The following is a 13,061-nucleotide window of genomic DNA, read 5'->3' as shown; positions in this document are numbered from 1 at the left end:
AAAACGTGACCCTTATACGGCCATCAGGTCTTTTTCTTTCTGCGCCAGATTCGCGTCGATTTCAGCCACGTATTTTTTGGTCAGATCATCGATCTCGCCAGTGGCGCGACGCTCTTCGTCTTCGCTGATTTCCTTTTCCTTGACCAGATCCTTGAGCTGGCTGTTCGCATCACGACGGATGTTGCGCACCGCAACACGAGCATCTTCAGCGACATCGCGAGCCTGCTTGGTGAAGCCCTTGCGGGTTTCTTCGGTCAGGGCCGGCATGGAGATCAGCAGCAATTCACCCAGGTTGGTTGGGTTGAGGTTCAGACCCGCGCTGCCGATGGCTTTGTCGACGGCACCTAGCATATTGCGCTCAAAGGCAACGACTTGCAGGGTACGCGCATCTTTGACGGTGATGTTCGCGACCTGCTTGATCGGGGTGTCGGAGCCGTAATACGGCACCATCACGCCTTCCAGAATGCTTGGGTGCGCCTGGCCAGTACGAATACGGCCGAAGTTGTGCATCAGCGACTCGACGGATTTTTTCATGCGCTCTTGAGCGTCTTTCTTGATTTCGTTGATCATTGTTGGCCTTCCTCGATCAGGGTCCCTTCAGCGCCGCCATGCACGATATTCAGCAGGGCGCCGGGCTTGTTCATGTTAAATACGCGCAACGGCATCTTGTGGTCGCGGCACAGGCAAATGGCGGTCAGATCCATCACGCCCAGCTTGCGATCCAGCACTTCATCGTAAGTCAGATGATCGAACTTCTCGGCATGCGGGTCTTTGAATGGGTCAGCGGTATAGACGCCATCGACCTTGGTCGCCTTGAGCACGACATCGGCATCGATTTCGATCGCACGCAAGCACGCTGCCGAATCCGTGGTGAAGAACGGATTGCCGGTACCGGCCGCGAAAATCACGACTTCCTTGGCGTTCAAGTGGCGCATGGCTTTGCGGCGATCATAGTGATCGGTTACGCCAACCATGGAAATGGCCGACATCACGATGGCCGAGATATTGGCACGTTCCAGCGCATCGCGCATGGCCAGGGCGTTCATCACAGTGGCCAGCATGCCCATGTGGTCACCGGTGACCCGATCCATGCCGGCCGCGCTCAGCGCTGCACCGCGGAACAGGTTACCGCCGCCGATCACCAGACCGACCTGAACGCCGATGCCGACCAGTTGGCCGACTTCCAGCGCCATGCGATCCAGAACTTTCGGATCGATCCCGAACTCTTCCGAGCCCATCAGGGCCTCGCCGCTAAGCTTGAGTAGAATGCGTTTATAGCGAGCCTGATAACCACTGCCCTGCTGAGCCATTGCGAATCTCTCCTGCGGCGTATTTTAAAAATTCTTTGCGAGCTGTTTACAGCTGGCGTTCACTCTAACTTGGCGCTGCTTCAGCGCCATCGGAACATGGCTTTGTAAGCCAGTTCCAAAGGGAAACCAAATAAAAAATTGGTGCCCCATCTGAAAAGAGGCTGCGCGCGTGAGCGGGCAGCCTCTTCAGGGCGACAGTTAAAAAACCGTCTTATTGCTTGGCGGCAGCCAGCTGGGCAGCAACTTCTTCAGCGAAGTTGTCGACCGGCTTCTCGATGCCTTCGCCTACTTTGAAGTAGGTGAAAGAAACGATTTCAGCACCGGCTTTCTTGGCCAGTTCGCCAACCTTGATTTCAGGGTTCTTGACGAACGCCTGCTCAACCAGGCTCGCTTCAGCCAGGAACTTGCTGATACGGCCTTTGACCATGTTTTCAACGATGTTTTCTGGCTTGCCAGCGATCTTGTCAGCGTTGAGGGTCAGGAACACGCCTTTCTCGCGCTCGACCGCTTCAGCGGAAACTTCCGATGGCAGCAGGAATTCAGGGTTGGTGGCCGCTACGTGCATAGCGATGTCTTTGGCCAGCTCAACGGTGCCGCCTTTAAGAACAACCGCAACACCGATCTTGTTGCCGTGCAGGTAACCACCAACAACATCACCTTCAACGCGAGCCAGGCGACGGATGTTGACGTTTTCGCCAACCTTGCCGACCAGAACCAGGCGATCAGCTTCTTGAGCTTCGATCAGCGGAGCGACGTCAGTCAGTTTGTCAGCGAACGCTTTTTCAACGCTGCTGGCAACAAATGCCTTGAAGTCGTCCTGCAGGGCCAGGAAGTCGGTCTGCGAGTTCACTTCCAGCAGAACGGCGGTTTTACCGTCTTCTTTCAGAGCGATCGCGCCTTCAGCGGCAACGTTGCCAGCTTTCTTGGCAGCCTTGATGGCGCCCGAAGCACGCATGTCATCAATGGCTTTTTCGATGTCGCCGCCAGCCTTGGTCAAGGCCTTTTTGCAGTCCATCATGCCTTCGCCAGTACGCTCGCGCAGTTCTTTGACCAACGCTGCAGTAATCTCTGCCATTTCAAAATTCCTCTTGGATAGGTTTTCAACCATTCCACCCGATCGAACGGGCGATCAATTCTTCCCGAACTACCTTTGCTGGCTGCTGCAGGCTACAAAGGCTGTAACTGCGCTGCCGACAAACGGTTTTCGAGGTGGCAAAAAGGGGGCCAAGCCCCCTTTTTGCTTACTGAGTCAACGCCTGGGCGTCAATTACTCAGCTGCTGCTACCGGAGCTTCTTCAACGAACTGCTCGGTGCCGCCAGCAACGTGGTTGCGACCGCGGATAACAGCGTCAGCCATCGAACCCATGTACAGCTGGATAGCGCGGATTGCGTCATCGTTGCCTGGGATGATGTAGTCAACGCCTTCCGGGCTGCTGTTGGTATCGACTACGCCGATAACCGGGATGCCCAGCTTGTTGGCTTCGGTGATCGCGATGCGCTCGTGATCAACGTCGATAACGAACAGTGCGTCTGGCAGACCGCCCATGTCCTTGATACCACCCAGGGAACGATCGAGCTTCTCAAGATCGCGAGTGCGCATCAGCGCTTCTTTCTTGGTCAGCTTGGCGAAAGTACCGTCTTCGGCTTGCACTTCAAGGTCACGCAGACGCTTGATGGAAGCACGGATGGTTTTGAAGTTGGTCAGCATGCCGCCCAACCAGCGGTGATCGACGTACGGCGAACCGCAACGTGCTGCTTCTTCAGCAACGATCTTGCCAGCGGAACGCTTGGTGCCGACGAACAGAATCTTGTTTTTGCCCTGGGCCAGGCGCTCTACGAAAGTCAGAGCTTCGTTGAACATTGGCAGGGTTTTTTCAAGGTTGATGATGTGGATCTTGTTACGCGCGCCGAAAATGTACTTACCCATTTTCGGGTTCCAGTAACGGGTCTGGTGACCGAAGTGCACACCGGCCTTCAGCATATCGCGCATGTTGACTTGGGACATGATAGTTCCTTAATAAGTCGGGTTTGGCCTCCACGTATCCCAATGACCAACCAGCAGCATCAGCTGAAGGCACCCAGGTCATCGTGTCGACACGTGTGTGGATTTAGGCTTTTCAGGGGATCCCCGGAAAGCGGCGCATTTTATATCACAAGGCAGAAAAAAACGGAACCCGGATTGTTAAATCCTGGCGCGTGCTTTGGTTCTGGCCCTTGGAATCCTCCAAGAATGCGCCATTCTATAAGGAGAAGCGATGCACAGAGGCTCAGATTTGCGCTGCTCGTCTGTTAGAATCGCGTTTTTAAGGGCCGCGAAGATCAATCGCGCAACGCCCATTCCGTTTTAGAAGGCGCCATCGAGCGCAGAGAGAGCCTGTATGACCGTCACCCTCAAAACCCCAGAGGACATCGCAAAAATGCGCATCGCCGGCAAACTGGCCGCCGATGTGCTGGAAATGATTGCCGAACATGTCAAGCCGGGCGTTACAACTGAAGAACTGGACCGCATCTGCCACGACTATATCGTCAATGAGCAGAAAGCCATCCCTGCCCCGCTCAACTACAAAGGCTTCCCGAAGTCGATCTGCACCTCGATCAACCATGTGGTCTGCCACGGCATCCCGAACGAGAAGCCGCTGAAGGATGGCGACACGCTGAACATCGACGTCACCGTCATCAAGGACGGCTACCACGGCGACACCAGCCGCATGTTCCATGTCGGTACCGTACCGGTCTGGGCCGAACGCCTGTCGCAAGTGACCCAGGAATGCATGTACAAGGCCATCGAAATCGTCAAACCCGGCTGCCGCCTGGGCGACATCGGTGAAGTGATCCAGAAGCACGCGGAAAAGAACGGTTTTTCCGTGGTTCGCGAATTCTGCGGTCACGGCATCGGCAAGGTATTCCACGAAGAGCCGCAGATCCTGCACTACGGCCGCGCGGGCACCGGCATGGAGCTGAAAGCGGGCATGACGTTCACCATCGAGCCGATGATCAACCAGGGCAAGGCCGACACCAAGGTTTTGGGCGACGGCTGGACCGCGATCACCAAGGACCGCAAGCTGTCGGCACAGTGGGAACACACCCTGCTGGTAACCGAAACCGGTTATGAGATCTTCACCCTGCGCGCCGACGACACCATCCCGCGCGTTTCGGCCTGATCCGGGCGCGCAGCTCCATAGCCTTATAGACAGGAAAGCCAATCGATGCCGCAGGTGGATCCAGAACTCTTCGACCGTGGCCAGTTCCAGGCTGAACTGGCCCTGAAGGCAAGCCCGATCGCAGCCTTCAAGAAAGCGATTCGCCAGGCCCGCGAGGTGCTCGACGAGCGTTTTCGCAGCGGCCGCGACATTCGCCGGTTGATCGAGGATCGCGCCTGGTTCGTCGATAACATCCTGCAAAAGGCCTGGGAGCAGTTCGATTGGAGCGAAGACGCCGACATCGCGCTGGTCGCGGTCGGCGGCTACGGTCGCGGGGAGTTGCACCCTTATTCCGACATCGATCTGCTGATCCTGCTGGACAGCGCCGATCACGAAGTTTTCCGAGATTCCATCGAGCGTTTTCTGACGCTGTTGTGGGACATCGGCCTTGAAGTGGGCCAGAGCGTTCGCTCCGTTGACGAATGCGTCCAAGAGGCCCGCGCCGACCTGACGGTCGTCACCAACCTGATGGAAAGCCGCACCATCTGCGGCCCCGAGCGCTTGCGCCAACGCATGCTGGACGTGACCAGCACCGCGCACATGTGGCCGAGCAAGGATTTCTTCCTGGCCAAACGCGCCGAGCAGAAGGCCCGTCATCACAAGTACAACGACACCGAATACAACCTGGAACCCAACGTCAAAGGCTCGCCCGGCGGCCTACGGGATATTCAGACGATTCTGTGGGTGGCCCGTCGTGAATACGGCACCCTGAACCTGCGAGCCCTGGCCGGCGAAGGGTTCCTGGTCGAGAGCGAAAACGCGCTGCTGGCCTCCTCCCAGGAATTCCTGTGGAAGGTTCGTTACGCCCTGCACATGCTCGCCGGCCGCTCCGAAGACCGCTTGCTGTTTGATCACCAGCGCACCATTGCCGGGCTGCTGGGATTCAAAGGTGATGACGCCAAGCAAGCCATCGAAAACTTCATGCAGCAGTATTACCGGGTGGTCATGAGCATTGCCCAGCTCAGCGACCTGATCATCCAGCACTTCGAGGAAGTCATCCTCGCGCCGGAAGACGAAGCGCCGCCGCAGCCGATCAACTCGCGATTCCAGCTGCACGACGGATACATCGAGGCGCGCAACGACAATGTGTTCCGTCGTACACCGTTCGCCATGCTGGAAATCTTCGTACTGATGGCCCAGCAGCCGGAAATCAAAGGCGTGCGCGCCGACACCATTCGTTTGCTGCGAGAAAACCGTCACCTGATCGACGATGATTTCCGCAACGACATCCGCAATACCAGCCTGTTCATCGAGCTGTTCAAGTGCAAGATCGGCATCCATCGTAACCTGCGCCGGATGAACCGTTACGGCATCCTCGGGCGCTACTTGCCGGAATTCGGTTTTATCGTCGGGCAGATGCAGCACGACCTGTTTCACATCTATACGGTCGATGCTCACACCCTGAACCTGATCAAACATCTGCGTAAGTTGCAGTACACCCAGGTGTCGGAAAAATTCCCGCTGGCCAGCAAGCTCATGGGCAAATTGCCCAAACCCGAGCTGATCTACCTGGCCGGCCTGTACCACGACATCGGCAAGGGCCGGCATGGTGATCACTCGGAAATCGGCGCCGTGGATGCCGAAGCCTTTTGCCAGCGCCACCAATTGCCCGTGTGGGACAGCCGCCTGATCGTCTGGCTGGTGCAGAACCATTTGCTGATGTCGACCACCGCCCAGCGCAAGGACCTGTCCGACCCGCAGGTCATCCACGATTTTGCGCAGATCGTCGGCGACGAAACCCACCTCGATTATCTGTACGTGCTGACGGTCGCCGACATCAACGCCACCAATCCGACGCTGTGGAATTCCTGGCGCGCCAGCCTGTTGCGCCAGCTCTACACCGAGACCAAGCGCGCCTTGCGTCGCGGCCTGGAAAACCCGGTGGACCGCGAAGAGCAGATTCGCCAGACCCAAAGCGCAGCGCTGGACATTCTGGTACGCGGCGGCACCGATCCGGACGACGTCGAGCAACTGTGGGCGCAATTGGGCGATGACTACTTCCTGCGCCATACCGCTGGCGATGTGGCCTGGCACAGCGACGCGATCCTCCAGCAGCCAGCCGACGGCGGTCCGCTGGTGCTGATCAAGGAAACCACCCAGCGCGAGTTCGAAGGCGGCACGCAGATCTTCATCTATGCGCCGGATCAGCACGACTTCTTCGCCGTGACCGTGGCCGCGATGGACCAGCTCAACCTGAACATTCACGACGCCCGGGTCATCACCTCCAGCAGCCAGTTCACCCTCGACACCTACATCGTGCTCGACACCGACGGCGACTCGATCGGTGATAACCCGGCGCGGGTCAAACAGATTCGCGACGGCCTGACCGAAGCCCTGCGCAACCCGGACGACTACCCGACCATCATTCAGCGTCGGGTACCGCGCCAGCTCAAGCATTTCGCGTTTGCGCCACAGGTGACGATCCACAACGACGCCCAGCGTCCGGTGACCGTGCTGGAGCTCAGCGCGCCCGATCGCCCGGGCCTGCTCGCACGCATCGGCACGATCTTTCTGGAGTTCGATTTGTCGCTGCAGAACGCCAAGATCGCCACCTTGGGCGAGCGCGTGGAAGACGTGTTCTTCATCACCGATGCGAACAACCAGCCGTTGTCCGATCCATTGCTGTGCAGCCGCTTGCAAGACGCGATCGTGGAACAGCTGACTGTCAATCAGGAATCAGAAATCAAACTGTCGCGTCTCAGTATCTGAATTAACAAAATTTCCCCCTGTGGGAATGGACTTCCTGTGGAGAGGGGCTTGTTGTGGCGAGGGGGCTCGCCCCCGTTGGGCTGCGAAGCGGCCCCAAAACCTGCATCGCGATGTATCAGACACACCGCATACAAAGGTTTTACGACTGCTGCGCAGCCCAACGGGGGCAAGCCCCCTCACCACACAAGCCCCCAACACCAGACTAGCCCTCCCACATTGAACGAGGCCCCCATGAACAACGCTTTGAACCAGTTGCAGCCTTACCCGTTCGAGAAGCTCCGCGCCCTGCTCGGCAGCGTCACGCCAAACCCGGACAAGCGTGCCATTGCGCTGTCCATTGGTGAGCCGAAACACAGCTCGCCAAGCTTTGTCGCCGAAGCCCTGGCAAGCAATCTGGACAAGATGGCCGTGTACCCGACCACCCTCGGCATTCCGGCCCTGCGCGAAGCCATCGCCGCGTGGTGCGAACGTCGTTTCAGCGTTCCGCTCGGCTGGCTCGACCCGGCGCGCAATGTGCTGCCGGTCAATGGCACTCGTGAAGCGTTGTTCGCGTTCACCCAGACCGTGGTCAACCGTGGCGACGATGCGCTGGTGGTCAGCCCGAACCCGTTCTATCAAATCTACGAGGGCGCCGCGTTCCTGGCCGGGGCCAAGCCGCATTACCTGCCGTGCCTGGACGAAAATGGCTTCAACCCGGATTTCGATGCGGTTTCACCGGACATCTGGAAACGCTGCCAGATCCTGTTCCTGTGCTCACCGGGCAACCCGACCGGCGCATTGATCCCGGTTGCAACCCTGAAAAAGCTGATCGCCCTGGCCGACGAATACGACTTCGTGATCGCCGCCGACGAGTGCTACAGCGAACTGTACTTCGACGAACAAACCCCGCCGGCCGGATTGCTCAGCGCTTGCGTGGAACTGGGCCGCCAGGACTTCAAGCGTTGCGTGGTGTTCCACAGCCTGTCCAAGCGTTCCAACCTTCCAGGCCTGCGCTCGGGTTTTGTGGCCGGTGATGCCGACATTCTCAAAGGCTTCCTGCTGTACCGCACCTACCACGGTTGCGCGATGCCGGTTCAAACCCAACTGGCCAGCGTTGCCGCATGGAATGACGAAGTGCATGTGCGCGCCAACCGTGCGTTGTATCGCGAAAAGTATGACGCGGTGCTGGAGATCCTCAGCCCGGTCATGGATGTGCAGCGCCCGGACGGCGGCTTTTACTTGTGGCCAAGTGTTGATGGTGATGACGAAGCGTTTTGCCGCGAACTGTTTGTCGAAGAGCATGTGACCGTCGTGCCAGGGTCTTATCTGTCCCGTGACGTCGACGGTGCAAATCCGGGCGCTGGTCGTGTACGCATGGCGTTAGTCGCGCCGTTGGCCGAATGCATAGAAGCCGCAGAACGAATTCGCGCGTTCATTACCCGTAACAAGTAATCTCCCGCCCGCACTGTGCAACGCAGTGCGGGCACACATTTATAACCGGTAACACTTCCCCCGAAATTAAAACTCACCGAACTGCAGAGCCCCCTTACTCTCAAGTAGCGCATTAGCGCGTATTCACCCCACTCACTTCAAGGAAGAAGTAGCCAATGAACAGTATTGAAGACTGCACCCTTATCCAATGGCCCGACGATCAACAAGCCTATGAAGCCGCCATCAACGAGAACCCAGAGAATGCCGGTACCGGCGGCGGTACTCGTCGCAAGCGCTCTCTAATCAATTACTCAAAGCTTTGGGCAAACGGACGCACGCTCAAGATCGCGTTTATCGACGGCCCCACTGATGAACACAAACAGAAGATCATCAAAGCAGCACGCCAATGGCTGCCCCATATCAATCTGAGCTTCGATTTCGTTGAAGGGCTCGACGGTGATATCCGGATCGCAACCAAAAACAACGACAACAGCTCAATGCTGGGCACTGACGCGTTATTGATCCATCCAGACTGGCCCACCATGAACCTGGGGGTCAAACCTGAACATGAAGATTTTGAAGTAATCGTGACTCATGAGTTTGGGCATGCTTTAGGCGCGATGCATGAACACCAACACCCGGAGGCCAATATTCCCTGGGATAAACCGAAGGTGTATGAGTTCTACCAGAATCGGGAAATGAATCCTCTGACCAAAGAGCAAGTCGATAGAAACCTCTTTCAACCCTTCAATACAATCGAAGCGATTTATACGCCTTACGACAGAAAGTCGATCATGCACCACCCAGTCGCTAACACACTGACAGAGGGCGATTGGGAGTTACCTATCAACCGAAAGATCAGTAAAAAAGATAAAAAACTCATGAAGTTGCTTTATCCCAAACGTTAACAGTCAAGCGGTCCATCACGTCGAGTGAGCCTCACCCCAAGATTGTCCTCATCTAAATCCGGTTCTTCCGAGACACCTCTCGCAGACGTCATCACCAGCGGGTGATGACGTCTGCGCTTGTCCCTTCCAATAGCTGATCGCCATGACCTACAGACAAACCCGACCATCGCCGACGCGAAACCGTCCGGTCATGGCATAATCCGTCACCTTTTATTTTCAGCACCTGCAAAGGGGGCAATTCCTTGACCGTTTCAAGCAAAACGTTGCACCTTTTCGGCATCAAAGCCTGCGACACCATGAAAAAGGCGCGCACCTGGCTCGATGAACACGCTGTCAGCTATGACTTCCATGATTACAAAGCGGTCGGAATCGACCGTGAACACCTGACCCAATGGTGCGACGAGCACGGCTGGCAAGTGGTGTTGAACCGTGCTGGCACGACCTTTCGCAAGCTCGACGACGAACGCAAAGCCGATCTCGACCAGCCGAAAGCCATCGAACTGATGCTCGCACAACCCTCGATGATCAAGCGCCCGGTGCTTGATCTCGGTGACCGAACCCTGATTGGCTTCAAGCCAGATATCTACGCGGCAGCACTCAAGTAAGGCAGCCCGTTCCATTTTGTTAGAGGTATCAACATGTCCACTACCCTGTTCAGCCTGGCCTTTGGTGTCGGCACTCAAAACCGTCAAGGCGCATGGCTGGAAGTGTTTTACGCGCAGCCACTGCTCAACCCGTCGGCCGATTTGGTCGCTGCCATTGCGCCAATCCTGGGCTACACCGACGGCAATCAGGCCATCGCTTTCAGCACCGCCCAGGCCTCGCAACTGGCTGAGGCCCTGAAAAGCGTCGACGCTGCCCAGGCTGCCTTGCTGACCCGTCTGGCCGAGAGCCACAAGCCGCTGGTCGCGACCATTCTGGCCGAAGACGCTCAGTTGACCTCCACCCCTGAGGCTTACCTCAAGCTGCACCTGCTGTCCCATCGCCTGGTCAAGCCGCACGGCCTGAACCTGGCGGGTGTGTTCCCGTTGCTGCCGAACGTGGCATGGACCAGCCAGGGCGCAATCGACCTGGCCGAACTGGCCGAGCATCAACTGGAAGCCCGCCTGCGCGGCGAGCTGCTGGAAGTGTTCTCGGTGGACAAGTTCCCGAAAATGACCGACTACGTGGTTCCGGCCGGCGTGCGTATCGCTGACGCGGCACGTATTCGTCTGGGCGCCTACGTCGGCGAAGGCACCACCGTGATGCACGAAGGTTTCGTCAACTTCAACGCCGGCACCGAAGGCCCGGGCATGATCGAAGGCCGCGTTTCCGCTGGCGTATTCGTCGGCAAGGGTTCGGACCTGGGCGGCGGTTGCTCGACCATGGGCACCCTGTCGGGCGGCGGCAACATCGTGATCAAGGTTGGCGAAGGCTGCCTGATCGGCGCGAACGCCGGTATCGGCATTCCGTTGGGCGATCGCAACACCGTTGAGTCGGGCCTGTACGTGACCGCGGGTACCAAAGTGGCGCTGCTGGACGAAAACAACAAACTGGTCAAAGTCGTGAAGGCCCGTGAACTGGCCGGTCAGCCTGACCTGCTGTTCCGTCGCAATTCGGAGACCGGTGCCGTGGAATGCAAAACCCACAAATCGGCCATCGAACTGAACGAAGCGCTGCACGCTCACAACTGAGCAGAGCGTCAAACGATCACCTGACCTGTAGGAGCGAAGCTTGCTCGCGATGGGGCCCTTGAGGCCGCCAAAAGCATCGCGAGCAAGCTTTGCTCCTACAGGTTCAGGCGTACACCCGCCCATGTTTAACAGGGCTCGATAGCATGATGATTGCCTCTCCCTGGCGCGCCGATTTTCCGGCCATCGCCGCATTGCAACGGCAAGACCAGACGTATCTGGACAACGCCGCCACCACGCAAAAACCTCAAGCCCTGCTGGATGCCCTGGCGCATTACTACGCCAACGGCGCGGCTAATGTGCATCGGGCGCAACACCTGCCCGGCGCCCACGCCACCCAGGCGTTCGAGGCCAGCCGCAGCAAAGTCGCCCATTGGCTCAATGCCGGCGATTGCGGGCAGATTGTCTTTACCCACGGCGCAACGTCGGCGCTGAACCTCCTGGCTTATGGCCTGGAACATCTTTTCAATCCGGGCGATGAAGTGGTCATCAGCGCCCTGGAGCATCACGCCAACCTGTTGCCATGGCAGCAACTGGCCCAGCGTCGCGACCTGAAGCTGGTGATCCTGCCGCTGGACGCCGACGGTCTGATCGACCTTGATGCTGCCACGCAGTTGATCGGTCCGCGAACCCGCTTGCTGGCGGTCAGTCAGCTGTCCAACGTGCTCGGCGCCTGGCAGCCGTTGCCCGCCCTCTTGACGATGGCCAAGGCGCATGACGCGCTGACCGTGGTCGATGGCGCCCAAGGTGTGGTTCATGGTCGGCATGACGTGCAAGCGCTGGGTTGCGACTTCTATGTGTTTTCCAGCCACAAGCTCTACGGCCCCGATGGACTGGGCGTGCTGTTCGGTCGCAATGAAGCGCTTGAGCAACTGCGCCACTGGCAATTCGGCGGCGAAATGGTGCTGGATGCGGATTACCACAGCGCACGGTTCCGCCCGGCGCCACTGGGATTTGAGGCGGGTACGCCGCCGATTGCCGGTGTGATTGGTCTGGGGGCGACGCTGGATTATCTTGCGGGGCTCGATCAGGACGCGGTTTGCGCCCATGAAGCAGCGCTGCATGACTATTTGCTCAAAGGCCTTGAAGCACGCAACGGCATTCGGTTGCTGGGCAAGCCGCAACTGGCGCTGGCCAGTTTTGTCGTCGAGGGTGTGCATAACTCTGATCTGGCGCACTTACTGACGGAACAAGGGATCGCGGTGCGCGCCGGTCATCACTGCGCCATGCCGTTGCTGAAAAGCTTTGAATTGGCCGGGGCGATTCGGGTGTCGTTGGCGCTGTACAACGATTCCGAAGATCTGGAACGGTTCTTTGAAGCGCTGGATCAGGCGCTGGAGTTGTTGCGATGAACTTGCCTGCCGATGCGGTTGCGGCGCTGGAGGTTTTTCAGAATGCTGTCGGCTGGGAACAACGGGCGCGGCTGTTGATGCAATGGGGCGACCGTCTGCCTGCTTTGAGCGATGTCGATAAAGTCGAAGCCAACCGGGTGCACGGCTGTGAAAGCCAGGTGTGGTTGGTGGGTGCGCTGGATGACGGTCACTGGCAGTTTGCCGCGAGCAGCGATGCGCGGTTGATTCGCGGGTTGGTGGCGTTGTTGCTGGCACGGGTTAACGGGTTGTCGGCGGTTGAGTTGCAGCAGGTGGATTTGCCGGATTGGTTTAATCAGCTTGGACTGAGTCGTCAGCTCTCCCCTTCACGCAGCAATGGCCTCAATGCCGTGTTACAGCGAATGAAAGAGCTCAGTAACTGATCGTTCCCACGCTCTGCGTGGGAATGCCTCAAGGGACGCTCCGCGTTCCAGATCCAGATCCAGAAAAGGACGCGGAGCGTCCCGGGCTGCATTCCCACGCA

12 protein-coding genes are annotated in these 13,061 nt (G+C 58.0%); 8 read left to right on the top strand and 4 right to left on the bottom strand.

What is annotated here, in order from left to right; genetic code table 11:
- Positions 1 to 12: 12 nt before the first annotated feature.
- The 4 genes from frr to rpsB form a co-directional block, all read right to left on the bottom strand.
- The gene (gene frr / locus AC3WP4_RS18745; RefSeq protein ID WP_074879698.1) at positions 13 to 570 is read right to left on the bottom strand and encodes a ribosome recycling factor; all 558 of its coding nucleotides are present in this window, start codon (positions 568 to 570) and stop codon (positions 13 to 15) included.
- The gene (pyrH, locus tag AC3WP4_RS18740; RefSeq protein WP_003172271.1) at positions 567 to 1,310 is read right to left on the bottom strand and encodes a UMP kinase; all 744 of its coding nucleotides are present in this window, start codon (positions 1,308 to 1,310) and stop codon (positions 567 to 569) included. Before pyrH ends, frr begins: the two co-directional genes overlap by 4 nt.
- A 211-nt stretch (positions 1,311 to 1,521) precedes the next feature.
- Positions 1,522 to 2,385, bottom strand: coding sequence for a translation elongation factor Ts (tsf, locus tag AC3WP4_RS18735; protein ID WP_010462832.1), 864 nt, complete (start codon positions 2,383 to 2,385; stop codon positions 1,522 to 1,524).
- Positions 2,386 to 2,577: 192 nt separating this feature from the next.
- On the bottom strand, positions 2,578 to 3,315 hold the full coding sequence (rpsB, locus tag AC3WP4_RS18730) for a 30S ribosomal protein S2 (RefSeq protein WP_003219330.1): 738 nt from the start codon (positions 3,313 to 3,315) through the stop codon (positions 2,578 to 2,580).
- Between the two features lie 373 nt (positions 3,316 to 3,688).
- Here rpsB and map point away from each other — a divergent pair, with 373 nt between their 5' ends.
- The 8 genes from map (at position 3,689) to AC3WP4_RS18690 (ending at position 12,960) form a co-directional block, all read left to right on the top strand.
- The gene (map, locus tag AC3WP4_RS18725; protein WP_074879701.1) at positions 3,689 to 4,471 is read left to right on the top strand and encodes a type I methionyl aminopeptidase; all 783 of its coding nucleotides are present in this window, start codon (positions 3,689 to 3,691) and stop codon (positions 4,469 to 4,471) included.
- Positions 4,472 to 4,516: 45 nt separating this feature from the next.
- On the top strand, positions 4,517 to 7,219 hold the full coding sequence (locus tag AC3WP4_RS18720; protein ID WP_076029922.1) for a [protein-PII] uridylyltransferase: 2,703 nt from the start codon (positions 4,517 to 4,519) through the stop codon (positions 7,217 to 7,219).
- 231 nt (positions 7,220 to 7,450) lie between these two features.
- Positions 7,451 to 8,650, top strand: coding sequence for a succinyldiaminopimelate transaminase (gene dapC / locus AC3WP4_RS18715; protein ID WP_102615583.1), 1,200 nt, complete (start codon positions 7,451 to 7,453; stop codon positions 8,648 to 8,650).
- 155 nt (positions 8,651 to 8,805) lie between these two features.
- Positions 8,806 to 9,537, top strand: coding sequence for a M12 family metallopeptidase (locus AC3WP4_RS18710; protein WP_102615584.1), 732 nt, complete (start codon positions 8,806 to 8,808; stop codon positions 9,535 to 9,537).
- A gap of 242 nt (positions 9,538 to 9,779) precedes the next feature.
- Positions 9,780 to 10,142 (top strand): ArsC family reductase, encoded by a 363-nt coding sequence (locus AC3WP4_RS18705; protein WP_059407789.1) that lies wholly within the window; start codon positions 9,780 to 9,782, stop codon positions 10,140 to 10,142.
- A gap of 33 nt (positions 10,143 to 10,175) precedes the next feature.
- Complete coding sequence (gene dapD, locus AC3WP4_RS18700) at positions 10,176 to 11,210, top strand: 2,3,4,5-tetrahydropyridine-2,6-dicarboxylate N-succinyltransferase (protein ID WP_074879716.1); 1,035 nt, start codon at positions 10,176 to 10,178, stop codon at positions 11,208 to 11,210.
- A 143-nt stretch (positions 11,211 to 11,353) separates the two neighbouring features.
- Positions 11,354 to 12,559 (top strand): aminotransferase class V-fold PLP-dependent enzyme, encoded by a 1,206-nt coding sequence (locus AC3WP4_RS18695; RefSeq protein ID WP_102615585.1) that lies wholly within the window; start codon positions 11,354 to 11,356, stop codon positions 12,557 to 12,559.
- Positions 12,556 to 12,960, top strand: a complete 405-nt coding sequence (locus AC3WP4_RS18690; protein ID WP_102615586.1) for a SufE family protein — start codon at positions 12,556 to 12,558, stop codon at positions 12,958 to 12,960. The genes AC3WP4_RS18695 and AC3WP4_RS18690 overlap by 4 nt, the downstream gene beginning before the upstream one ends.
- Positions 12,961 to 13,061: the final 101 nt, after the last annotated feature.

The organism is Pseudomonas sp. FW305-20, assembly GCF_058788075.1.
The sequence above is the reverse complement of the archived record's forward strand: the minus strand, read 5'-3'. Positions and strand labels throughout refer to the sequence as shown.

Excerpts from the sequence above, each read along its gene's own strand:
- tsf (WP_010462832.1), bottom strand. The coding sequence starts at position 2,385 with ATGGCAGAGATTACTGCAGCGTTGGTCAAAGAACTGCGCGAGCGTACT.
- AC3WP4_RS18695 (WP_102615585.1), top strand. The coding sequence starts at position 11,354 with ATGATGATTGCCTCTCCCTGGCGCGCCGATTTTCCGGCCATCGCCGCA.
- pyrH (WP_003172271.1), bottom strand. The coding sequence starts at position 1,310 with ATGGCTCAGCAGGGCAGTGGTTATCAGGCTCGCTATAAACGCATTCTA.
- map (WP_074879701.1), top strand. The coding sequence starts at position 3,689 with ATGACCGTCACCCTCAAAACCCCAGAGGACATCGCAAAAATGCGCATC.
- rpsB (WP_003219330.1), bottom strand. The coding sequence starts at position 3,315 with ATGTCCCAAGTCAACATGCGCGATATGCTGAAGGCCGGTGTGCACTTC.
- dapD (WP_074879716.1), top strand. The coding sequence starts at position 10,176 with ATGTCCACTACCCTGTTCAGCCTGGCCTTTGGTGTCGGCACTCAAAAC.
- AC3WP4_RS18690 (WP_102615586.1), top strand. The coding sequence starts at position 12,556 with ATGAACTTGCCTGCCGATGCGGTTGCGGCGCTGGAGGTTTTTCAGAAT.
- frr (WP_074879698.1), bottom strand. The coding sequence starts at position 570 with ATGATCAACGAAATCAAGAAAGACGCTCAAGAGCGCATGAAAAAATCC.
- dapC (WP_102615583.1), top strand. The coding sequence starts at position 7,451 with ATGAACAACGCTTTGAACCAGTTGCAGCCTTACCCGTTCGAGAAGCTC.
- AC3WP4_RS18710 (WP_102615584.1), top strand. The coding sequence starts at position 8,806 with ATGAACAGTATTGAAGACTGCACCCTTATCCAATGGCCCGACGATCAA.
- AC3WP4_RS18720 (WP_076029922.1), top strand. The coding sequence starts at position 4,517 with ATGCCGCAGGTGGATCCAGAACTCTTCGACCGTGGCCAGTTCCAGGCT.